Below are 21,859 nucleotides of genomic sequence, written 5' to 3'. Positions count from 1 at the left end.
AAAGACATGGGACTGGAAGACGCAAAAACTCAGGTGGATGAGGCATTCACCAACCCCGACCTCAAGGGGCTGTCGTTCGAGAATACCTTTGGTGGAGCGACGTCGTTTCTGCGGCGGCTATACACCAAGGACCTGAAAGGGGTGGACATCGCCGTGACCGGCGTGCCGTTCGATCAGGCGGTGACGAACCGCCCCGGCACCAGGCTGGGCCCGCGCGCAATCCGCGAGGCCAGCGCGCTGCAATCGCCCGACGCGCCCTATGGCTGGCCCTTTGATGCACTCAGCGAGTTGGCCATCGTAGACTATGGCGACATGGCCTATGACTATGCCAATATCCCAGCCTTTCCCGACACGCTGACGGATCATATCCGCACCATTCTTGCCGCCGATGTGGCCTCGGTCACTTTGGGCGGGGATCACTATATCAGTTTCCCGATCCTGAAAGCCTATGCCGAGAAATACGGGCCCATGTCGCTGCTGCAATTCGATGCGCATACGGACACATGGGCCGATGACGATATGACCCGCGTGGATCACGGGACGATGTTTTACAAGGCGGTAAAGTCGGGGATCGTGGACCCCAAGCGATCCGTTCAGGTGGGTATCCGCACCACCAACGAGGACACGCTGGGCGTCAACATCATCGACGCGCGTGAGGTCTACGAATCCGGCCCCGCTGCCGTGGCGCAAAAGATCAAAGAGATCATGGGCGATAGCCCCGTTTACTTGAGCTTCGACATCGACGGTTTGGACCCGGCATTTGCCCCCGGCACCGGTACACCCGTCTGGGGTGGTCTGAGTTCTATTCAGGCGCAGATCATCTTGCGTGACATTGCCGGGATCAACATCAAGGGCGGCGATGTAGTCGAGGTCTCTCCGCCTTTTGATACCTCGGGCGCGACGGCGATCGCCGGTGCCCATGTGGCGACGCAGATTATTTGTCTTTTGGGATGGAACAAACTGCAGCCTTAACCATTGGTTAGCCGTCTTTCCGGTATCACCTTAGCCAAAAGGTCGGACGGGAGAGATACGGGCATGACACAGTTTAACCAACCCCTCAGCGGCAATGATCTGGCGCGGTTTTCGGGGCCGAACACGTTCATGCGCCTGCCGCAGGCGGAGTCTCTGGCGGGGCTGGATGTGGCCGTGCTGGGCATTCCGATGGATATCGGCACCTCGTGGCGGTCGGGCACGCGGTTCGGGCCAAAACAGATCCGCGCCGAAAGTGCGATGATACGGCCCTATAACATGGCCAGTTTTGCCGCGCCCTTTGACAGCCTTCAGATCGCCGATATTGGCGATCTTGCGATCAACACGTTTTCACTGGCAGAAAGCCTGAAGATCATCAAGGAAAGCTATGACGCCATTCTGGCGCAGGGGGTGACGCCAGTTGCGATGGGCGGCGATCATTCGATCACCCTGCCAATCCTGCGGGCGATCGCGGCCAAGCACGGGCCTGTGGCGCTGGTGCATGTGGATGCGCACGCCGACGTGAATGACGAGATGTTTGGCGAGCGTGAAACCCATGGCACCGTCTTCCGCCGCGCCTATGAAGAGGGCCTGATCGTCCCCGACAAGACCTTTCAGATCGGCATTCGCGGCTCGGGCTATGCGGCGTCAGATTTCACCCAGGCCAAGGGCTGGGGTTTCAAGCAATTCCCCGCGTGGGAGTTGTGGCAGCAGAACCTGACGGTAATTGGCGCGCAAATTCGCAATGAGATCGGAGAGCATCCGACTTATATCACCTATGATATCGACAGCCTTGATCCGGCCTTTGCGCCCGGCACCGGTACGCCTGAGATCGCCGGATTGACCACGCCGCAAGCTCTGCAATTGCTTCAAGCTTTGAGTGGGGTGAACGTGGTGGGCTGCGATCTGGTCGAGGTGTCTCCGCCCTATGACCCTGCGGGGACGACGGCGCTGACGGCGGCAAACCTGCTTTTCGAACTGCTATGCATACTGCCTAGCGTGACGTCACGGTAAGGGGGCGCTTGGTGCCTTGCCGGGCGCTGAGAACCAAATAGGTTCTGCGGAAACACGAGGTTCAGGATGAAGAAGATGGTCGTTTGGGTGCTAGTCGGGGCTGTTGTGGCTCTGTGGGTTTATATCCGTCTCGCACCCTCTGACCCTGCCCAATGGCATATACCGCTGACTGCAACGGCGGATACGAATATGCAAGGCGGCGTCATTCGCATCGTTGAAACCGGGCCGGAAGGTCTTGCCCGACTGGACGACATCGCGCAGGCCACGCCGCGCACTACTGTGCTGGCCGGGTCGGTGAATGAGGGGATGATCACCTACATTACCCGCAGCAAAGTGATCGGCTTTCCCGACTACACCACGGTCCAGCAAGACGGCGATACCCTGCGCATCCATGCACGCCTGCGCTTTGGGCGATCAGATTTTGGGGTAAACCGAGACCGAGTTGATGAGTGGCTTGCTGCGCTCCAACCCTGAGGACAAACACCCCTCGGACACCTCGCGCCACATTGGCACGTTCAACGACATCTGACACTGTGCCATGAACATGCGGCCATCGACCTGCAAGCAGATCATCTCACCCAAATCCACGCGTGCACCTGATTTGTCTGTGCAATAGCAGTCGCGCACCTTACCGTCCGGCCCGACGTAATCCGCCATGGCAGGCACCGCAAACAGCGATAAAACGAAAACCAACCCCTTCATGCCGGGTATGTTAGCACAAGCTCGGCCCTTGACCAAAGCGGCATATTAGGGGACACCGCCCAGATGATCCCCGAAGAACGCCTTGAGCAGATAACCCAGCGATTCCAATACCTCGAAGCGGCCATGTCCGATGGTGCCTCGGGTGGAGATATTGCGGCCTTGGCCAAGGAGTATTGGGATCTCAAGCCCGTGGTTGATCAGATCATGGCCTGGCGCCATTTGCGGGCCGATTTGGCCGAGGCCGAGGCGATGCTGGCCGACCCCGACATGAAGGAACTGGCCGAAGAGGAAATTCCTGATCTTCAGGCCCGTATCCCGCAGGCAGAACATGCGCTGCAATTGGCGCTGTTGCCCCGAGACGAGGCCGACGCACGCCCAGCGATGCTGGAAATCCGACCGGGCACGGGTGGGGACGAGGCCGCATTGTTCGCAGGCGATCTGTTGCGCATGTATCAGCGCTATGCCGAGGCGCGCGGCTGGCGGTTTGAGATCATCGAAGAACAGGCCTCCGATCTGGGTGGCATCAAAGAGGTGGTGGCCCATATCAAGGGCGAGAACGTCTTTGCCCGGATGAAGTACGAATCCGGCGTGCACCGGGTGCAGCGCGTGCCCGAAACCGAAAGCGGGGGGCGGATTCATACCTCGGCAGCCACCGTGGCCGTTTTGCCCGAGGCTGAGGATGTGGACATTCAAGTCGACGCCAATGACATCCGTATCGACACCATGCGCAGCTCGGGCGCGGGGGGACAGCATGTGAACACTACCGACTCGGCGGTGCGCATTACCCACCTTCCGACCGGGCTGGTTGTGACCAGTTCCGAGAAATCCCAACACCGCAACCGCGAGATTGCTATGCAGGTGCTGAAAACGCGCCTCTATGACTTGGAGCGCCAGCGGATCGACAGTGAACGCTCAGCCGATCGGGCCAGTCAGGTGGGGTCCGGGGACCGCTCTGAGCGGATCAGGACCTATAACTTCCCGCAGGGCCGCATGACGGATCACCGTATCAACCTGACGCTTTATAAGTTGGATCATGTGATGCAGGGCGACTTGGACGAAATCATCGACGCGCTCACCGCTGACGATCAGGCGCGTTTGCTGGCCGAGATGGCACAATGAACGGGCCGCAGACAGCGGCTATGGCGATGGTTGCCGCGACGGCGCGGCTGCGTGCGGCGGGGGTCGATGATCCGGCGCGCGATGCACGTGTTCTGCTTGCCCATGCCGCCCGGATCGAGGCCAGTCGTGTCACCCTGATCGCGCCAGAGGAATTGGCTCCGGAAATCGCCGAACGTTATGACCAGCTGATCGCGCTGCGGGCCATTCGGGTGCCGGTGTCGCATCTGCTGGGCGAGCGTGAATTCTATGGCCGTAGGTTCCGGGTCAGTCGCGATGTTCTGGACCCACGCCCCGAGACAGAGACCTTGATCGAAGCCGCCCTGAGCGAGCCGTTCGATCACGTTCTGGACCTGGGCACAGGTTCGGGCTGTATTCTGATCACTCTGCTGGCTGAACGCACCAGCGCGTCCGGTGTTGGCGTTGATCTGAGTGAATCGGCCTGCCTGCAAACCAGTGCGAATGCCGTGCAGCATCAGGTACAAGACCGGGTGGAGGTTCTTCAATCCGATTGGTTTGGAAACATTGAGGGTGAATTCGATCTTATTGTCTCGAATCCCCCGTATATTTCGCTGTCCGAAATGGAGGCGCTGTCCCCGGAAGTGCGCGAGCATGAACCGCGCATGGCTCTGACCGACGAAGGGGATGGGCTTGGGGCGTATAGACGCATCGCCGCCGGTGTGCCTGATTTTCTATTACCGGGCGGGCGGTTGCTGGTGGAAATTGGCCCGACGCAGGGCGCTGCCGTGGCGGCGCTTTTTGATGCGGCAGGTTTGTCTGAGACGCGCGTTATTCCTGATCTGGATGGGCGCGATCGCGTCGTTTTCGCCAGAATGCCGCAATGACGACACGTTCTGAGGCCGATTTCTGCCGATTGATGTAAAAAATCAGCGAAAAATGGGACAAACCCCTTGTCTGAACCTGCCGGACATGTTTACTCAGGAATAGTCAGCGAGGTTGACGCCGTTACAGCGCGCCCCTGACGCCAAGCCCAAAAAGTCGACACCGCGTCACAGCTAAAACCTTTGAGCAGTGTACGTCGCGAGGTGATCGACATCGTAAGACAAGGCTGACGAAAGTAGATGAGATCTTCAAAATCCCGCTCGCGGGCCAAGAATAACCGCAATCGTCCTTCTGGCGGCAACGTTGTAAACCGGGTCTTTGACAGCTCGGGGCCGGAAGGCAAAGTGCGAGGCACGCCCCAGCAGATCATTGACAAGTACAACCAGCTTGCCCGCGATGCGCAGCTGTCCAATGACCGTGTGGCCGCCGAGAATTTCCAGCAACATGCCGAGCATTACCTGCGCCTGCTGAGCGAAGCCCAACGCGAGATGGAAGCCCGCCGCGAAGAGCAAGAGCGTCAGAACCGCGAACGCCAGGCCGAACGTGACCGCGAGCGCGCCGAGCGTCAGGAACGTGAAGCAGCCCGTCAAGCCGACCCGGCAGAGGCTCCGCAGCCTGATGTGATGGGGTTCGCGCCCGAAGATGCGGCACCTGAATCCGGTCTGGTGGAGACACCCGAAAGCAAAGGCGGCGACGCCGCACCTGAGAAGAAAGAAAAACCGGCACGCAAGCCACGTGCGCGCAAGCCCAAGGCCGCGCCCGCAGCGGAAGAACCCGCTGCCGACAAGGGAGACGCCCCGGAGGCGGCTGAGTAATCGGTTTGAATAGCAAAGTTAGGCCTCGGGTTTCGACCCGAGGTTTTTTTGTTTCTTAGGGCTGCTTCACTGCACGAGCCAGAGCGCAGAAGGCTTCCAACGGGACCTGTTCGGCCCTTTCGGTGGGTTCTATGCCAGCAGCGCGCAACCTGTCTTCGATATCGGGGGCGACGCCTTTCAACGAGGCGCGCAGCATTTTGCGCCGCTGGTTGAAGGCTGCCGCGACAACGCGGGACAGGGTGGCTGCATCTGCCGGAAAACGAGGCTCGGGCAGGGCGGTCAGGTGGACCACCGCGCTGGAAACTTTTGGGGGTGGCGTAAAGGCACCCGGCGGCAGGGACATGGCGATCCTTGCCTCGGCCCGCCATTGCGCAAGGATGGCAAGGCGGCCATATGCTTTGCTGCCGGGTTGGGCGACGATCCGCTCGGCCACTTCGCGTTGGAACATAAGGGTGAGGCTTTGCCAGAACGGGGGCCATTCCGGCGGGGTCAGCCAGCGCACCAGCAATTCGGTGCCCACATTGTAGGGCAGGTTCGCGGCAATACGAATGGGGGGCGTCAGGTGGGCGAGCGGATTGATTTCAAGCGCGTCGCCGTTGATAACCTCTAGCCTTCCAGGATAGGCGGTTGCGATCTCGTTGAGAGCCGCGATGCAGCGGGTGTCTTTTTCGACGGCGACGACTTTACGGGCGCCTTCGGACAGAAGCCCACGGGTCAGGCCGCCGGGACCGGGGCCGATTTCCAGCACGTCACATGTAGTCAGATCACCGGCCTGACGGGCGATCTTGGCAGTTAGGTTCAGATCCAGCAGAAAATTCTGGCCCAGAGATTTGCGGGCCGAAAGCTGGTGTGCAGCGATGACTTCGCGCAGTGGGGGAAGGGTGTCGATGGCGCTCATGATCCGATTACCGTGGCGCGGGTTGAGGCGGTGCGCCAGTTTTTGTGCCTCCGGCGGGGATATTTTCAGCCAGGTGAAGGGTCAAGTGCTTTGCGCCATGCGTTGGGCAAGCTTCAGGGCCTCGATCAGGCTGGAGGGGTTGGCGATGCCTTGCCCTGCAATATCCATGGCGGTGCCGTGATCGGGTGAGGTGCGGATGAAAGGCAGGCCCAGCGTCACGTTCACGCCCCGGTCGAAATCCAGCGTTTTGATCGGGATCAGCGCCTGGTCGTGATACATGGCGATGGCCGCGTCATAGCGGGCGCGGGCAGCGGCGTGAAACATCGTGTCGGCGGGGTGCGGGCCGGTCACGGTGTAGCCATCGGTGGGCAGCGCGTCGATCAGGGGGCCGATCCAGTCCAGTTCCTCATGCCCCATTTTGCCGCCTTCGCCTGCGTGAGGGTTGAGGCCCGCGATGGCGATGCGAGGGTTCGGGATGCCGAATTGGGTGCGTAGGCCATGCGCGGTGATCTCGATCGTGTCTTGCAGGAGGTCAGGGGTCAGTTCCGCCGGGACGCGGGACAGCGGAATGTGGATCGTTGCGGGCACCACACGAAGCTGGTCGCTGGCCAGCATCATCACCACCCGTTTGCAACCAGAAAGCGCCGCCAGAAACTCGGTATGGCCGGGATAGGCGAAACCGGCGCCGTCGATCAGTGCCTTTTTGTGGATCGGTGCCGTACACAGCGCGGAGGCCGCACCGGATTGGACCAGGGATACGCCAAACTCGATTGCATCAATGACCCCTGGCGCGTTGGCGGAGGCAGGGCGGCCGGGAAGAGCGGATTCGGGAAAGTCGAGCTGTAGGACGGGCAGGGCCGTGGCGCTAAGTTTCATTGCCTCGGCCGGATCCGAAATTTTTGCGGTCGGGGTCCCGCCCGGCAAATGCGCTGCGTCTCCGATGAAGAAGAACGGGCAGGTGTCGCGCAGCTCGGCCCAAGCTTTTGCTGCGATTTCCGGGCCGATACCGGCCGGGTCACCGCAGCTTAGCGCGATAGGGGCTATCATTGCTCGACGATCGTGGCGTCGGCGCGCAGCTGCTCCAGAAGGCTTTCGGAAAAGGCTTGCAGGCGCTGCTGCGTCAGGGCGTTGGCGACGTCTGCCCGCGATGTTTCTTCTCCACGGTCCAGTGTGCGCGTGCACAGCATCAGGAAGCGCAGTGTCTGACCATTGTTGCTGGTCAGGGTGGTGGATACCTCGTTGAGGTCCAGCTTGGCCAGTTCCAGCGCTATATCGCGCGGAATCTCGGCTGGTGCGGCCTCAATCCGTTCCAGAACTTCTGGGGGCTGATCCTGTGCGATACCGTAGAGATCGTCGCAGGTATCGACCTCTTCACGCAATTCGGCTGCGCGCGCGAGGGTTGCCGGGCTGCGTCCGCCTGGCAGATTGTAGATTGCGTAATCGACCTTGGAGTACTGTGGCGCGGCTGTTGCGCTTTCCCGGATGCCCCGCATCTGAAACAGTGCGACGGCGTTGGACAGGGATATGGGTTGGGTGATGTCACCGGTCTTCAACCCAAGAATAACCGGCTGCAAAGCGGGCGGAAGCTCGGTCAGGTTCAACCAGTCCAATTGACCGCCATTGGTGCGGGTGCCGGCGGCCGAATATTGCGTTGCCGCCGCTGAAAAGGCATCGAACCCTTCAACCAGAGCGATTTCGTCGGCCAACAATTGCACTTGCGGCAGAGTCTGCGGTGTCACGGGGATGATGATTTCGGAGAGCAAAACCTGAAGGCCGCCGCTGCCCGATTGGCCCAGGGCACGGTTAATCTCATCCTCGGTCGGGCGCGCTTGCGAGATAAACCGGGCGCTGATGAAATCACGCCACGAGAGTTGGTCGGCGATAAAATCACGTACGGTTTCACGTGATACCCCGGCATCAGCAAGGAGTTGCAGGAATTCATCGCTGGAAAGCTGGCCGCGTGCTGCGAACTCGTCAATGCCCAGTTGAACGGCCTCGGGGTTGGCCGAGATTCCGGCCTGACGCATGACCTGTCGGCGTAGACGGTCATCAATAAGGGCCTGGCGGACTTCTTCGTCTGATGCGCCCGGCGCGCCCAGAACGGTCAGGAATTGCTGCCGTTGATCCAGTTCGTACCAGGTGACGATATCCTGATTGACCTTGATTGCAGGCGAGAACAGGCTTTGGGCCTGCGTTTGCGGAGCGACGAAAGCAAGGACAAGCGCGGTCAAAACCGGAGCAACCGGTTTAAGCCAACCGGAACGAAGGAAACTTGAGAAACCTGGAATCAACTGCATCTTCTCTTGAACTGTTGGCCACTGCCTTCAACGGAATATCCCGTCAAAGCTACGGTAAAGCCGAATTCTGTCGAAGGCTCAATACTTGATGACGAAGTAAAGCGCCTGCTGACACTCATGTTAACTTGTACGCATTCGTTGCGGTAGGTGACGCCAAGCCCGTATCGGATCGGCTCGGATTCACTAATATCATATCGGGCGAGGGCCTGGGTCAGCCAGTTTTGGTCGATTGTATAGCGCCCGTCCAAACGTATTTCCGATATCTCGTCGTCGATATTTTCATCCGGGTCGGGTTCTTGCCAGACGTAACTTCCTACGATCCCAACGGTGTCCCTTTGCCAGGCCGCGCGCATCTCGGCCTTGGCGAAGCTGAAATCGCCGTTCAACAGACCGCGCCCCGCGAGGGACCAACCATTGGCGGTTTGCAGCTGCCCGGCCAGCAACAGATCGGACGAGGTTCCCTGCAAGCCCGAGGTCAGGTTGAACTCGGGGTCTGCATCTGCGCGATAGACCTGCCCGACTGTAACCAACGCACGGCGACCATTGCCCGCATATCGGGACCAGTTGAGCCCGAATACGCCCGTGACCCCATCCTCGCGCCTGTCGGGTGCGGGAAAGCGCGACAGGGACAAAAGGTTCCCTTGGTCGAATTCCTGAAAGGTGCTTTCATCCAGCGGCACATCATTGGTCGAAACCTGGGTCCAACCGACCTGCGCAATCGGCTCCAGCACCTGTGTTGCCCCGCTTTGTTCGCGGCGTGCCATCGGATAGCGCAGGGTCAGCGCGGCGCGCGGCGTGGTGCGCGTCACCTGATCGGGAAAATTGCTGTCATGGCGAATGTTGAATGTGTCCACAGACGCACCCAGTTGCGCGTCGGCACGCAGCCCGGATGCAAAAGTCCAGCTGCGAAGCCATTCCGCATCGAATGTCGCCCGTGCGACGTCGCGGCCCAGCACGTCTTCGTCGCTGGTGCGCTCATGCGCGTGGGTCTCGACGCCTAGCCGTACTTCGCCTCCGACCGATTTGGGAAACAGGCGTTTCTCGTAGAACAGATCGAAGATGCGCGATGGGATTTCATCCTGATCTTCACTGTCGCGCAGGGTTTTGAAGTGGATAAAGCTGGTGCGGAATGCGGTATCGCGCTCGTACCGTTCCAATGCAATTTCACTGCGCAGGCGGTCGAATTCGGGCAGGCCATAATCGGCCAGATACGCGTCGTCCGACGTGGTTTGCAGGTTGAAACTGAGCAGATATCCGTCGTTAAGCCCAAAATATCCGTTTGCAAATAAGAACCCGCGATCCTCACCGGGTTCCAGATCGTCACGTGTATACGCGCCATCTATTTCGATCCGCCCCCGCTTGAACGCCTGCCGATAACGATAGCCCAGCGTTTTGGTTTCGGGCGAGATATAAGGCGTTAGCGTCAGATCCCGGTGATCACCCAGCTTGAAGAAATAGGGAACCTGAACCCCGGTCCCAAGCTGCGACGTCGTGCGGATCGACGGCACCAGAAATCCCGTGGCGCGGTCCAGCGTCGGATCGGGAAGGCGCAGATAAGGAAAGTAGAAGACAGGCAGGTCCAGAATCCTGAACTGTGCGCCTTCGAAATATAGTTGCCGCTCCAACTGGTCATGCGTGACTTTCCGCGCCCGGATCTGCCAAAGAGGCGGCCTGCCGTCCGAACAGATATGACAGGATGTGGCCGAGACCTTGTCGAACTGCGTATACCGTCCGCCCGCGCGTTTGGCCTGAACGGATGCAATCTGCACCTGCTGTTCGAACACCATCCGCGCACCTATCAGCAGGCCGTTTTGGATGCCGCTGTCCAACGTGGCCGAATCCGCCAGAATCGTGGTTGTCCCGGCCTGATCAATGCGCACGGGGCCTTCCAGATTCAGCTCGCCGGTGTCGCGGTTATACGTGATCCGGTTGGCGGTGACTTTGGCGTCGCCCTGAAACGCCTCGACATTGCCCTCAGCCACCAGAACGCGGTCGGGGGTGATAAAGATCTTGTCGGCCACCAGCAACGCCGGTTCATCCTGTTGCTCCTGATCCTGCACTGGGGCGGCTGTGGGCTGTGCTTGCGCTGTCGCAGCTACGGGCAGTGTGAGCGCGACGGCACCAGACAACAATAAACGCGCGAAAAGACGCATCAGCCGTCCTCCGCGTGTAAAAGGAGGCCGAGCGACAAAAGAATGGCTGCAAATGGCGGAGCCCAGGCCGCGACGAAGATAGGCAATTGTCCGTTTTCTCCCAGAATTTGGGCAAAGTTTCTTACGAAGTAGATGGCGAATCCCAGCAGAACCGCCGACAGTACCGCGATCCCGGTGCCTCCGAACCTTACATGGCGCATGGTGAAGGCGGCCCCGATCAGGACCATTGCCACCAGAAAGAAGGGCCGGGCAAGCTGAACTTGCAGCCAGACCTCATATTGTTTGGTCGAAAACCCCGCTTCACCCAAATCGCGGATCAGTTCTGGCAGGTCATAGACCGACACGGATCCCTGATCGCCCAATGTATCCAGAATACGCTGACGGGTGAGCGAGGTCGGAATCTCCAGCCTTTCATGCTCTGTCGCGTTGGTTTCCGGATTGACGCCTTGGATCAACGGCCAGACCTTTGCGTTGCTGAGGATCCAATTCCCGTCCTTAAGTTCAGCCGCGTCTGCCTGGATCTGCTGGTTCGGTGTCCCGTCAGGTGAAAAGGTGATGATTGTCACCTCGTTCAGGACCAAAGTGTTCCCATTTGCGGTGCCACGCGCGTGGATTACCGATTGTCCATTGCGCGAGCCCTGTCGCAACCACAGGCCTTCGCTGCTGATCGAAAAGGCCGAACTTCCGTTGTTGCGGTAGCTGTCGGACAGGCGTTGATATTCCTCGGACGTGGCAGCGGCGATGGGGTTCAGCAGGGCGACCGCTCCTGCGCCGATGACCAGCGCCAGCGTGGCGGGTGCCAACAGCGCGCGAATTCCGGATCTCCCGGTAGCGCGGGTTACCACCAGTTCTGAGCTGCGGGCCAGACCGACAAATAGCGCGATGGTGGACAGGATCACCAAGAGGGGAAGCATCTCGCTGATGGCAGCGGGGGTATTCAGCAGGGTCAAATGCAGCAGGCGACCGAAAGACAGGTTTTCGTCGTCGAAGCGGCGCACCTGTTCGATCAGGTCGATCAGAATCAGCAGGGTTAAGAAAATCGCGCCGATGACTAAAAAACTCTGCATGAAGCGGCGGGCGAAGTAGCGGTCGAGGATCATAGCACCCATCCTGCCGGACCAATATTTGTGGGAGGCAACGGGTCGGACTCACCGCGGGCCGCGCTTATTTGCGACGGCATATGCCTGCCCCGTCTTACCACTGCACTCTCCCACCAACCTGCCGGAATTTTTTCGCGACTGTACTGCAAATGCCTGTCGGGGAAAACTGCTATCTGGTCAAGCCGGGCAGCGCGGGCTAGGTCTTGGGAAATAGATTTTCAGGAGTTCACCATGAGCAGTCTTATCCCGATCCAGTTTCAGTCTTTCGACATCGACGTAATGGCACACGCCGAGGGGCGCGTGGCGATAATCATCACGGACGATGGTAAGATGGGCCCAGCGGCACGGCGTGCCAATCGCCTGACCCGTGGCGCCGTCGCACGACTGGTGGAAAGCGAACGCTTCGGCAAGGTGAAAAGCGGTGACGTGATCACCCTGGCTTGGCCCGGAGGAATGGTGGCCGAGGCACTGGACATCCTGATTCTGCCCCGCCGCCCTGATCCGGCTGAGGCCCGCAAGGGCGGTGTTGCGCTTGCCAAACTGGCGGGCGGCAAAGCGCTATTGGTCATGGCGGCGAACCAGATTAGGACCGAGGAACTGGCCCTTGGTATCGCCCTGCGCAGCTATGATTTCGATGCGCACAAGACAAAAGATACCGACGCGGCCGCTCCGGTCACGATCGCGCATCAAAAACCCGATGAGGTCGAGGCGGCATTTGCCCCCCTTTATGCCATTGCCGACGGCGTGCGAATGACGCGCGATCTGACCAATGAGCCTGCAAACGTTCTGACCACCACCGAATTCGCCGACCGTCTGGCCGAGATGAAAGAGCTGGGCCTTGAAGTCGAGGTACTGGAAGAGGACAAGCTGGAAGAGTTGGGCATGCGCACGTTGCTCAGCGTCGGGCAGGGTTCGGTCAGCCCGTCGAAGGTTGTGGTGATGCAGTGGAACGGTGGCGACAAAGGCGATGCCCCGCTGGCGCTGGTGGGCAAAGGCGTTGTGTTCGATACCGGCGGGATTTCGTTGAAGCCTGCGGGTGGCATGGAAGACATGACCATGGATATGGGCGGCGCAGGAGTTGTTGCTGGCACCATGCGCGCGCTGGCCAAGCGCAAGGCTAAGGCCAATGTAGTCGGCCTTGTCGGGCTGGTCGAGAACATGCCTTCGGGTAATGCCACGCGTCCCGGCGATGTGGTCAAGTCCATGAAAGGCGACACGGTCGAGATCATCAACACCGATGCCGAGGGCCGATTGGTCCTGTGCGACGTGATGTGGTACGCGCAGGAACGCTTCAGCCCGGTGGGCATGGTCGATCTGGCGACCCTGACCGGCGCGATCATCATCGGTCTGGGGCATGAGAATGCGGGGGTCTTCTCGAACAATGACACGTTCTGCGAAGCCTTCCTGAAATCCGCCAAGGCCGAGGATGAGGGCGCGTGGCGGATGCCGTTGGGTGATGCCTATGACAAGCTGTTGAAGTCGCGTATCGCGGATATGAAGAACGTGGGCGGACGGCCTGCGGGCTCAATCACGGCGGCGCAGTTCCTGCAGCGGTTCGTGAAAGAGGAAACGCCGTGGATTCACCTGGATATCGCTGGTGTGGCCTCGGTCGCGTCCGAGACGTCTTATGCGCCCAAAGGGGCAACAGGATGGGGCGTGCGGGCGCTCAGCCGGTTTGTGCAGGACAATTTCGAGTAATCGGATGGGGGCTGTCTATTTCTACCACCTGACCCAACGCCCGCTGGAGCACACTTTGCCGGTGTTGCTGGACAAGGCGCGTCAGGCCGGGTGGCGGATTGCCGTGCGGGGCACTGATCCCGCACGGATGGACTGGCTGGATGAAAAACTGTGGCTGGGGCCCGAGGATGGGTTCCTGCCGCATGGTCTTGCGGGAGGTCCGCATGACGCGGATCAGCCCATCTTGCTGACCACCGGCCCGCAGGCTGGCAATGATCCGGCTTGTGTGATGGCTGTTGACGGTGCCGCTGTTGCCCCGGACGAAGTGAACGCGTTGGAGCGGGTATGCATCCTGTTCGACGGCAATGATGAACAGGCGGTGCAGCACGCGCGGGGGCAGTGGAAAGCACTGACTGACGCAGGTTGTTCGGCGCAATACTGGTCCGAGGCCTCGGGTCGATGGGAGAAGAAGGCCGAGGCTTAGGCCCTGCCGTACAGATTTCAGGAGAGTGATAAATGGAAATGAAGCCTTTGGGCCGCACCGGCATCATGGTGACCGATCTATGTCTTGGGACCATGACATTCGGAACCCAGACATCCGAGGCGGACGCCCACATTCAGATGGATATGGCGTTGGAGGCCGGGATCAATTTCGTCGACGCAGCCGAGATGTATCCGGTTAACCCGATCTCGGCCGAAACGGTGGGGCGCACCGAAGAGATCTTGGGGAACTGGAACGCGGCAAACCCGTCGCGCCGCAGTGACTATGTGCTGGCGACCAAACATTCAGGAGCAGGGTTTACGCATGCGCGGAACGGGGCTCCAATCTCTGCCCAAACCATTCCAGAGGCGGTCGAGGGATCCCTGCGGCGGTTGAAGACGGACTGCATCGACCTTTACCAATTTCACTGGCCAAACCGGGGCAGCTACATGTTCCGCCAGAATTGGACCTTTGCGCCGGCAGGTGACAACACCGACGAAGTGCTGGCCAACATGCAGGAGTGTCTGGAGGCGCTGCAGGTGCAGGTGAACAAGGGCAATATCCGCGCCTTTGGCCTGTCCAACGAAAGCGCTTGGGGCACCGCGCAATGGTTGCGCTTGGCTGAGGCAGGGGCGGGGCCACGGGTGGCTTCGGTTCAGAATGAGTATTCACTGCTTTGTCGGCATTTCGATACCGATATGGCCGAGTTGAGCGTGCATGAGGATGTGGGATTGATGGCGTTCTCACCTTTGGCTGCGGGGTTCCTGACTGGTAAGTATCAGGGCGGTGCGGTGCCCGACGGATCGCGCATGTCGATCAATGCCGAGATGGGTGGGCGCAAGTCAGATCGTGTGTTTGACGCGGTTGCGGCCTATCTTGATATTGCAGATCGGCATGGGCTGGACCCGGTCCAGATGTCGCTAGCATGGTGCCAGACACGGAAGTTCATGTTGTCGGCAATATTCGGGGCCACGACGGTCAAGCAACTGGAACGTATCCTTGCGGGTAAGGATCTTGAGTTGTCCTCGGAAGTTTTGAGCGAGATCACCGCGGCCCATCGCGCCTTTCCGATGCCGTACTAGGTTTCGCGGTGGGTCGGGGGCTCTGCCCCCGCCGCCCTTTACGGGCGTCTCCCCCGGGATATTTTTGGCCAGATCAAAGCGGATCCGGTCAGTGATGGGTGGGGTGCGCGCGTTCTTGTCTTAGGTCACGGGCCGACAGGCCGTGGGCCGTGCGGAAGGCGCGGGCGAAGCTTGATTGCGAGGCAAAGCCTGTGGCTAGTGCTACGTCCATCAGCGGCATGTCAGTATCTGTGACCAGACGGCGGGCCTCGGCCAGGCGCAGTTGCAGGTAGTGGTCTTGCGGCGTGGTGTTTAGGCGCAGGCGGAATTGCTGTTGCAGGGTGCGGGGGCTGGTACCCAGTGTCTCGGCTATGTTGGTCAGCGGCAGGGGGTCATCCAGCGCGGATTGCATCAGGCTGTTGGCTTTGGCCGTCAGCGCTGTGTGGCGGTGTGGGGCGCCGGTGCGGCTTTGCGGTTTGCTGGGGTCGGGCGCGCCGTCATAGAGGAATAGGCCCGAGACGCGTGCGGCGAAGCCTGCGCCGTGGCGGGCGGCGATGATATGCAGCATCATTTCGACCGCTGGGATTGCGCCGCCTGAGGTGAGGCGGTTTTGCGAGACAGCGAACCGGTCGGGGCGGACGTCGACTTCGGGGAAACGGGCTGCGAAATTATCCAGATCTTCCCAATGGGTTGTTGCGGCGTGGCCGTCCAGCAGGCCTGCTTCGGCCAGTAGCCAGGGGCCTCCGTCGATGCCTGCCATTGTGGCGCCGGTGTTTGCGATCCGGCGTAGTCCAGCCAACAGACTGGGGGTTGCGTGGCGCGCCAGTTGGAAGCCTGCGACCACGATCATCAGGTCGCAGCTTTGCAGGCGCGCCAGCGGGATACCCGGTACGGTCAGTGCGCTGGTCAGCATCGCGGGCTCAGGCGTGGCAGTGACATAATCCCAGTCAAAGGCGGGGCGATCGGCCAGACGGTTGGCTGCGCGCATGGGGTCTACAGCGGATGCAAAACTAAGCGTGTTGCAGTCGTCCAGCACCAGCACAGCCGTTTTCAGGGCGCGATGTTCGGGTTGGAGGATGTTTTTTGCGGATTTCATCAAGTTCGATTCGCATTCTGGCAAGTGTTTCCACAAGGCTGCGTCAGAGTCGCAGGCAACGCAAATCGATTGCCGGGGAGAAGTCTGGGGAAAACTCAGGGCAAAACCGGGTATAAGCTGGGGAGAACGCCATGCCTTTGGAAATGAACCGCGAAGTATTTGTCACCTGTGCCGTGACCGGCTCGGGCGGAACGCAGGATCGCAGCCCGCATGTACCGCGCTCGCCGCAGCAGATTGCCGACAGCGCGATTGCCGCGGCCAAAGCAGGGGCGGCGGTGGTGCATTGCCATGTGCGCGACCCCGAGACCGGCGCACCCAGCCGACGGCTGGACCTGTATCGCGAGGTGACGGACCGGATTCGCGATGCGGATGTGGATGTAGTGCTGAACCTGACGGCCGGGATGGGTGGGGATATCGTGTTCGGCGGCGTCGAGAGCCCGTTTCCGGTGGCTGAGGGCACCGACATGATCGGCGCCTCCGAGCGCGTCACGCATATCGCGGAATGTCTGCCTGAGATTTGCACGCTGGACTGCGGTACCATGAACTTTGCCGAGGCGGATTACGTCATGACCAACACCCCAGGCGCGCTGCGGGCGATGGGGCAGATGATGACGGATATGGGTGTGAAGCCCGAGATTGAAGCCTTTGATACTGGCCATCTTTGGTTCGCCAAGCAACTGGTGAAAGAGGGGGTGCTGGAACCGAACGCTTTGGTTCAGCTGTGCATGGGCGTGCCGTGGGGCGCGCCGGATGATCTGAATACGTTCATGGCCATGGTGAACAATGTGCCCGACGACTGGACGTTCAGCGCGTTTTCCTTGGGGCGGAACCAGATGGCTTATGTGGCGGCCTCGGTGCTGGCTGGCGGCAACGTGCGGGTTGGGTTGGAGGACAATCTGTGGCTGGACAAGGGCGTTCTGGCCGAGAACTGGCAGTTGGTCGAGCGTGCGGGGACCATTATCGAGAATATGGGCGCGAAGGTCATTGGGCCTGCTGAGGTGCGCGAGAAGCTGGGTTTGACCAAGCGTGCGCCGGCGGCGAAATAAGCGCGGATTGGGGGCCTGCCCCCAAACCCCCGGGATATTTTTAGCCAGATGAAGAGGCGGATCGACGTGAAAACAGCGGCAATCATTGGTGGTGGTGTGATCGGCGGCGGTTGGGCCGCGCGGTTTTTGCTGAACGGGTGGGATGTTCGGGTTTTTGACCCTGATCCTGAAGCTGAGCGCAAGATTGGGGAGGTTCTGGACAATGCGCGGTGTTCGTTGCCGGGGCTGAGTGATGTTCCGTTGCCACCCGAGGGTTCTCTGAGTTTCCATGAAGATATGGTTGAGGCCGTGCAGGGCGCGGAGTGGATTCAGGAAAGTGTGCCCGAGCGGTTGGATCTTAAGTTGAAGGTTTACAAGGGGTTGCAGGAGGCGTGTGATCCGGGCGCGATCATTGGGTCCTCGACCAGCGGGTTCAAACCTTCGGAACTGCAAGAGGGTGCGTTGCGGCCCGAACAGATCGTGGTGACGCATCCGTTCAATCCGGTTTATCTACTGCCACTGATCGAACTGGTGCCGACCGACAAGAACCTGCCCGAAATGGTTGCCCGCGCGCAGGAACTGTTGAAATCCGTGGGGTTCTTCCCGCTGCACATCAAGAAAGAGATCGACGCCCATATCGCCGACCGTTTCCTTGAGGCGGTCTGGCGCGAGGCGCTGTGGCTGGTCAAGGATGGCATCGCCACCACCGAAGAGGTGGACGAGGCGATCCGTATGGGGTTCGGCATCCGCTGGGCGCAGATGGGCCTGTTCGAGACCTACCGCGTGGCCGGAGGCGAGGCCGGGATGCGGCACTTTATGGCTCAGTTTGGGCCAGCGCTGAAATGGCCCTGGACCAAGCTGATGGATGTGCCCGAGTTCACCGATGAGTTGGTTGATCTGATAGCTGATCAGTCGGATGCGCAATCGGGGATGCATTCCATCCGTGAACTGGAGCGCATCCGCGACAATAACCTCGTGGGCATGATGCGCGCGCTCAAGGCGCAAAACTATGGCGCGGGGGCGGTACTGAACCAGCATGATGCGATGCTGAAACCCGGTGCGTTGCCTACGATCGATCAGGCTGATCTCAGCCAACCGATCCTGACCCTGTCGCGCGCCGTGCCGCTGGATTGGACCGACTATAACGGCCACATGAACGAGGCGCGCTATCTGGAAGCCTTCGCCGCCGCCACCGATCGGTTCATGGAGGTTATTGGCTGCGACGCGGACTATATCGCCTCGGGCGGCAGCTACTTCACCGCTGAAAACCACATCCGCTATGTGGATGAGGTCCATGCAGGCGCAAAGATACAGGTGCGCACGCAGATGCTGTTGGGGCAGGGCAAAAAACTGCACGTTTTCCACAGTATGTATGAGGGCGACAAACTGCTGGCCACGGGTGAAAGCTTTCTGCTGCATGTCAGTCTGGACACCCGCCGTCCAAGTGCTCCGTCGCCACAGATCGAGGCGGCCCTGGCCCGCATTGCCGAGGCGCAGGCCGGGTTGCCTTATCCCGAAGGCGCGGGGGCGGCGATCCGTAAACCTGCATGAGCGGGCGGGTTCTGATCACGGCCGGGGCCTCGGGCGTCGGCCGGGCCATGGCCGAGGCGTTCGACGCCGTTGGGGCGCAGGTCTGGGTCGCCGATCTGGATGCGGAGGCGTTAAGCGCGTGCCCAAAGCATTGGAAACGGTCGCAGGTGGATGTGGCGGATGAGCCCTCGGTTGCTGCCCTGTTCGCCGAGATTGCGGCGCACTGGGGCGGGCTGGATACGCTCTGCGCCAATGCCGGGATCGCCGGGCCGACGGCGTTGGTCGAGGATGTGGCGCTTGACGAATGGCGTGCCTGTCTGGCGGTCAACCTTGAGGGGGCGTTTCTTTGTGCGAAATACGCCGCGCCGATCCTCAAGCGTCAGGGCAGTGGGGCGATCATCATCACCTCGTCTACGGCCGGGCAATACGGATATCCCAATCGCGCGCCCTATGCGGCGGCGAAATGGGGGGTCATCGGGCTGGCCAAAACGCTGGCGATGGAGCTTGGCCCACATGGCGTACGCTGCAACACGATCTGCCCCGGCGCGGTCGAAGGCCCTCGGATGGAGGGCGTTCTAGCCCGCGAAGCCAATGCCAAAGGCATGACCCGCGATCAGGTGTATAACGGCTATGCCGCAGGTACCTCGATGGGACGGTTTGTCGAGGGGCGCGACATTGCCGATATGGCCGTGTTTCTGGCGTCAGACGCGGCGCGGCTGGTTTCTGGGCAAGTGATCGCGGTGGACGGGCATACCGTCAACCCCGACCCCAAGATTTAGCCCTGATTGGGACCACGAATCTGGCGGATGGTCTGGCGGACCGCCTGCCAATCCTGTGCCTGTTGCATATTTCCGGCGGCCTCGCATTCACGCATCTTCTGCGCAGCTTCCGCCTCGGCTCTGTCTCCGTGGGCGGAATATAAGGCCCGTGCGTATTGGGCGGTTTGCATTGCGTCCATTCCTGTGCTCCTCCGTTCATAATCGGAATGCGAAAGGGTTCGCGCCCAGTGACGTTAGCACATAATTGAGTTCAACGCATACTGTCGCGTAGCGCGCGCAGATGGCCGGGAAAATCCCGCGCGGTGACGTCGGCCTCGCGGACCAGAGTGTCAAAATGGCGGGTGAACGTTTCGATCCGGTCACGGTCGCGGAACGCCATATAGTGGCTGCCCGCATAGAACACGCAGAGCAAGGGGCCAAAGATCGTGACTGGTGCCGAATAAAGCCTTTTTGCATCAAACAGATAGACGCGCAGGCGCGGGTAGAGTTGGTCGCACAGAGCAAGTAGATGGTCGATCTGATCCTGACGTGTTTGCAGATCCAGCCCTCGGTAATATCCCGTTGCGCTTGCGAAGCTTTCGATTTCAAACAAAGGCATGGCAATTTCGTAGTCCGACTGCGCTCGGCGCATCCAGGTCAACCGGTCCTCAGATGCGCCGATGGCCTGATCTGCCGTCCGCCCCAGATGCGGAGCATACTCCCATTCCAGCACGGCGCGGGTCTTTAACATGTCCGGCAAAGTCGCTGGAACATAACGGATTTTGTATCCGGCGGCCTCTTGATGCCATTCGAATATCCGCTCATCCACCAACGCGCGGGCGGCCTCAGTCACAGTTAGCGCACCCGCCAAAAGTTCAGCCGCGCTTTCGGGTCGGTCCGAGAGCGACAGGAGCCAATCCGCCGAAACTCCCAGCGCTGACGCGCAGCCACCAACCACATGCGCATTCGGCAAACGAGCTCCGTCGCCGGTCAGAAGTTGCGACACGGTCGAGCGATCTACGCCGATGTTTCGCGCCAGAGCACTTTGGCTCACGTGCCGCTCCTCCATCGCGCGGGCAAGGCGGAGGCGGAACTGTGCGGCACGGTCTCGTTTGTCGATATTTTCGGACATGTGTTTGGTTTTATCACAGATGATGAATTTTGTTAATCACATTCAGAATGTTCACCATCTGCGTGATCCGTAATTCTTAAGCCATAACAAAAATATGGGTGACGGAATGGAGACACGACGCAGATCAGTCGTGAAGGCCGTATTGTGGAATGCGGTGGGCCTTGTGGTGATGACCGTTGTGGGGTTGGTCGCAACCGGCTCAGCCGCGATCGGGGGCGGTTTGGCTTTGGTCAACACGGCCATCGGCCTGACGCTCTACGTGATTTACGAACGTATATGGGCAGGTATCTCATGGGGCCGCAATGTCTGAGCGTGCAGGGCCTGAATGGGGCACCCTTGCCCTGATCCTTGGGTGCTATGGGGCGTGGTTAGCGATGCTGTTTTATTTGCCGGTTTGGGCCGCTGTGCCATTGGTGGGCGTCGTGGCGGCACTGCATTCTTCGCTGACGCATGAAGCGATCCACGGCCACCCCTTTCGGCAAAAGGCGTCGAATGAGGCGTTGATGGCGTTGCCGTTGACGCTGTTCATTCCGTACCGCCGGTTCCGCGACCAGCATCTGGCACATCATCGGGATGCGACGCTGACCGACCCCTATGACGACCCCGAATCTAACTATCTGGATCCACAGGTCTGGGCAGGTCTGCGCGGTTGGCAGAAACGCTTGCTGGCAGTGAACAATACGTTACTAGGGCGCATCGTGTTGGGCCCGGCCATTGGTCAATTCGTGTTCGTTCGGAATGAGTTACGGTGCGTTTTGCAACCAAAAATACTGCTTGCCTGGGCATTGCATCTATGCGGTGTTCTGGTGGTGCTGTGGATTGTGTCGCTGTCGCCCATGCCAATCTGGGCCTATGTTCTGGCTGCATATCTGGGGCTAGGCTTGGTGAAGATCCGAACCTTTCTTGAACACCGCGCCCATGATCGGGCTTCGGCTCGTACGGTGATCATCGAAGATCGGGGGCCCTTGGCCTTTCTCTTTCTTCACAACAACCTGCACGTGGTTCATCACATGAATCCAGCGGCGCCGTGGTACCGGTTGCCCGCCTTGTATCGCGCAGGGCAAGACACGTACTTGGCGCGGAACGAGGCTTATGTCTATCGCTCTTACGCGCAGGTGTTTCGAGCCCATTTCCTAAAGGCCAAGGATCCGGTGCCGCATCCGCTCTGGCCAAAGGGGTAAATTGCGGCCAC

At 60.1% G+C, this 21,859-nt stretch carries 23 protein-coding genes; 14 read left to right on the top strand and 9 right to left on the bottom strand.

Annotated elements, in window-relative coordinates:
• Nucleotides 1-6 precede the first annotated feature (6 nt).
• The 3 genes from speB (AC2FJ6_RS02105) to AC2FJ6_RS02095 all read left to right on the top strand — a co-directional run bounded on the left by speB (AC2FJ6_RS02105) (nt 7) and on the right by AC2FJ6_RS02095 (nt 2,457).
• Nucleotides 7-972: an agmatinase gene (gene speB / locus AC2FJ6_RS02105; RefSeq protein ID WP_170774449.1), complete on the top strand. Its 966-nt coding sequence runs from the start codon at nt 7-9 to the stop codon at nt 970-972.
• A gap of 63 nt (nt 973-1,035) precedes the next feature.
• A complete protein-coding gene (gene speB, locus AC2FJ6_RS02100) occupies nt 1,036-1,983 on the top strand; it encodes an agmatinase (RefSeq protein WP_170774447.1) in 948 nt (315 codons plus the stop codon).
• Nucleotides 1,984-2,049: 66 nt separating this feature from the next.
• Nucleotides 2,050-2,457 carry a DUF1499 domain-containing protein gene (locus AC2FJ6_RS02095; protein ID WP_170774445.1) on the top strand — a complete coding sequence of 136 codons (408 nt, stop codon included), beginning with the start codon at nt 2,050-2,052 and terminating at the stop codon, nt 2,455-2,457.
• Here the strand turns inward: AC2FJ6_RS02095 and AC2FJ6_RS02090 are convergent.
• A complete protein-coding gene (locus AC2FJ6_RS02090; RefSeq protein ID WP_496668303.1) occupies nt 2,398-2,640 on the bottom strand; it encodes a hypothetical protein in 243 nt (80 codons plus the stop codon). The two genes, AC2FJ6_RS02095 and AC2FJ6_RS02090, sit on opposite strands and share 60 nt — an antisense overlap.
• A gap of 108 nt (nt 2,641-2,748) precedes the next feature.
• Between AC2FJ6_RS02090 and prfA the strand changes: the two genes are divergently transcribed.
• From prfA to AC2FJ6_RS02075, 3 genes are all read left to right on the top strand, one after another.
• A complete protein-coding gene (gene prfA / locus AC2FJ6_RS02085) occupies nt 2,749-3,804 on the top strand; it encodes a peptide chain release factor 1 (RefSeq protein WP_496668301.1) in 1,056 nt (351 codons plus the stop codon).
• Nucleotides 3,801-4,646: a peptide chain release factor N(5)-glutamine methyltransferase gene (gene prmC, locus AC2FJ6_RS02080; protein ID WP_496668299.1), complete on the top strand. Its 846-nt coding sequence runs from the start codon at nt 3,801-3,803 to the stop codon at nt 4,644-4,646. The genes prfA and prmC overlap by 4 nt, the downstream gene beginning before the upstream one ends.
• A gap of 237 nt (nt 4,647-4,883) precedes the next feature.
• Nucleotides 4,884-5,459, top strand: coding sequence for a DUF4167 domain-containing protein (locus AC2FJ6_RS02075; protein ID WP_170774436.1), 576 nt, complete (start codon nt 4,884-4,886; stop codon nt 5,457-5,459).
• Nucleotides 5,460-5,514: 55 nt separating this feature from the next.
• Here the strand turns inward: AC2FJ6_RS02075 and rsmA are convergent, their stop codons facing one another.
• The 5 genes from rsmA to lptG all read right to left on the bottom strand — a co-directional run bounded on the left by rsmA (nt 5,515) and on the right by lptG (nt 11,907).
• Nucleotides 5,515-6,357, bottom strand: coding sequence for a 16S rRNA (adenine(1518)-N(6)/adenine(1519)-N(6))-dimethyltransferase RsmA (gene rsmA, locus AC2FJ6_RS02070; protein ID WP_170788717.1), 843 nt, complete (start codon nt 6,355-6,357; stop codon nt 5,515-5,517).
• A gap of 81 nt (nt 6,358-6,438) precedes the next feature.
• The gene (gene pdxA, locus AC2FJ6_RS02065) at nt 6,439-7,404 is read right to left on the bottom strand and encodes a 4-hydroxythreonine-4-phosphate dehydrogenase PdxA (protein WP_496668297.1); all 966 of its coding nucleotides are present in this window, start codon (nt 7,402-7,404) and stop codon (nt 6,439-6,441) included.
• Nucleotides 7,401-8,654: a peptidylprolyl isomerase gene (locus tag AC2FJ6_RS02060; RefSeq protein ID WP_170774430.1), complete on the bottom strand. Its 1,254-nt coding sequence runs from the start codon at nt 8,652-8,654 to the stop codon at nt 7,401-7,403. The genes pdxA and AC2FJ6_RS02060 overlap by 4 nt, the downstream gene beginning before the upstream one ends.
• Nucleotides 8,645-10,807, bottom strand: a complete 2,163-nt coding sequence (locus tag AC2FJ6_RS02055; protein ID WP_170774429.1) for an LPS-assembly protein LptD — start codon at nt 10,805-10,807, stop codon at nt 8,645-8,647. Before AC2FJ6_RS02055 ends, AC2FJ6_RS02060 begins: the two co-directional genes overlap by 10 nt.
• Nucleotides 10,807-11,907: an LPS export ABC transporter permease LptG gene (gene lptG, locus AC2FJ6_RS02050; RefSeq protein ID WP_496668295.1), complete on the bottom strand. Its 1,101-nt coding sequence runs from the start codon at nt 11,905-11,907 to the stop codon at nt 10,807-10,809. The genes AC2FJ6_RS02055 and lptG overlap by 1 nt, the downstream gene beginning before the upstream one ends.
• Before the next feature lie 231 nt (nt 11,908-12,138).
• On the opposite strand from lptG, the gene AC2FJ6_RS02045 reads away from it, so the two are divergent.
• From AC2FJ6_RS02045 to AC2FJ6_RS02035, 3 genes are read left to right on the top strand one after another with little or no spacing between them, the layout of a single operon-like run.
• Complete coding sequence (locus tag AC2FJ6_RS02045; RefSeq protein WP_496668293.1) at nt 12,139-13,605, top strand: leucyl aminopeptidase; 1,467 nt, start codon at nt 12,139-12,141, stop codon at nt 13,603-13,605.
• A 4-nt stretch (nt 13,606-13,609) separates the two neighbouring features.
• A complete protein-coding gene (locus AC2FJ6_RS02040) occupies nt 13,610-14,068 on the top strand; it encodes a DNA polymerase III subunit chi (RefSeq protein ID WP_480874152.1) in 459 nt (152 codons plus the stop codon).
• A gap of 32 nt (nt 14,069-14,100) precedes the next feature.
• The gene (locus AC2FJ6_RS02035; RefSeq protein ID WP_480897235.1) at nt 14,101-15,147 is read left to right on the top strand and encodes an aldo/keto reductase; all 1,047 of its coding nucleotides are present in this window, start codon (nt 14,101-14,103) and stop codon (nt 15,145-15,147) included.
• A gap of 88 nt (nt 15,148-15,235) precedes the next feature.
• On the opposite strand, the gene AC2FJ6_RS02030 is transcribed toward AC2FJ6_RS02035, so the two are convergent.
• Complete coding sequence (locus AC2FJ6_RS02030) at nt 15,236-16,222, bottom strand: GlxA family transcriptional regulator (RefSeq protein ID WP_170788710.1); 987 nt, start codon at nt 16,220-16,222, stop codon at nt 15,236-15,238.
• Nucleotides 16,223-16,353: 131 nt separating this feature from the next.
• Between AC2FJ6_RS02030 and bcoG the strand changes: the two genes are divergently transcribed.
• From bcoG to AC2FJ6_RS02015, 3 genes are read left to right on the top strand one after another with little or no spacing between them, the layout of a single operon-like run.
• Nucleotides 16,354-17,268, top strand: coding sequence for a 3-dehydrocarnitine:acetyl-CoA trimethylamine transferase BcoG (bcoG, locus tag AC2FJ6_RS02025; RefSeq protein ID WP_170774416.1), 915 nt, complete (start codon nt 16,354-16,356; stop codon nt 17,266-17,268).
• Nucleotides 17,269-17,316: 48 nt separating this feature from the next.
• Complete coding sequence (locus AC2FJ6_RS02020) at nt 17,317-18,798, top strand: carnitine 3-dehydrogenase (protein WP_170774414.1); 1,482 nt, start codon at nt 17,317-17,319, stop codon at nt 18,796-18,798.
• A complete protein-coding gene (locus AC2FJ6_RS02015; protein WP_496668291.1) occupies nt 18,795-19,556 on the top strand; it encodes an SDR family oxidoreductase in 762 nt (253 codons plus the stop codon). Before AC2FJ6_RS02020 ends, AC2FJ6_RS02015 begins: the two co-directional genes overlap by 4 nt.
• Here the strand turns inward: AC2FJ6_RS02015 and AC2FJ6_RS02010 are convergent.
• Nucleotides 19,553-19,735, bottom strand: a complete 183-nt coding sequence (locus AC2FJ6_RS02010) for a hypothetical protein (RefSeq protein ID WP_170354385.1) — start codon at nt 19,733-19,735, stop codon at nt 19,553-19,555. The two genes, AC2FJ6_RS02015 and AC2FJ6_RS02010, sit on opposite strands and share 4 nt — an antisense overlap.
• A gap of 71 nt (nt 19,736-19,806) precedes the next feature.
• A complete protein-coding gene (locus tag AC2FJ6_RS02005; protein WP_480548200.1) occupies nt 19,807-20,667 on the bottom strand; it encodes a helix-turn-helix domain-containing protein in 861 nt (286 codons plus the stop codon).
• Between the two features lie 106 nt (nt 20,668-20,773).
• Here AC2FJ6_RS02005 and AC2FJ6_RS02000 point away from each other — a divergent pair, with 106 nt between their 5' ends.
• On the top strand, nt 20,774-20,977 hold the full coding sequence (locus AC2FJ6_RS02000; RefSeq protein WP_170774408.1) for a DUF2061 domain-containing protein: 204 nt from the start codon (nt 20,774-20,776) through the stop codon (nt 20,975-20,977).
• The gene (locus tag AC2FJ6_RS01995) at nt 20,970-21,848 is read left to right on the top strand and encodes a fatty acid desaturase (protein ID WP_496668289.1); all 879 of its coding nucleotides are present in this window, start codon (nt 20,970-20,972) and stop codon (nt 21,846-21,848) included. The genes AC2FJ6_RS02000 and AC2FJ6_RS01995 overlap by 8 nt, the downstream gene beginning before the upstream one ends.
• Nucleotides 21,849-21,859: the final 11 nt, after the last annotated feature.

This window comes from Ruegeria sp. CDSA089 (assembly GCF_059612205.1).
Note: the sequence above shows the minus strand (reverse complement) of the source record. Positions and strands in the feature narration are given on the sequence as shown.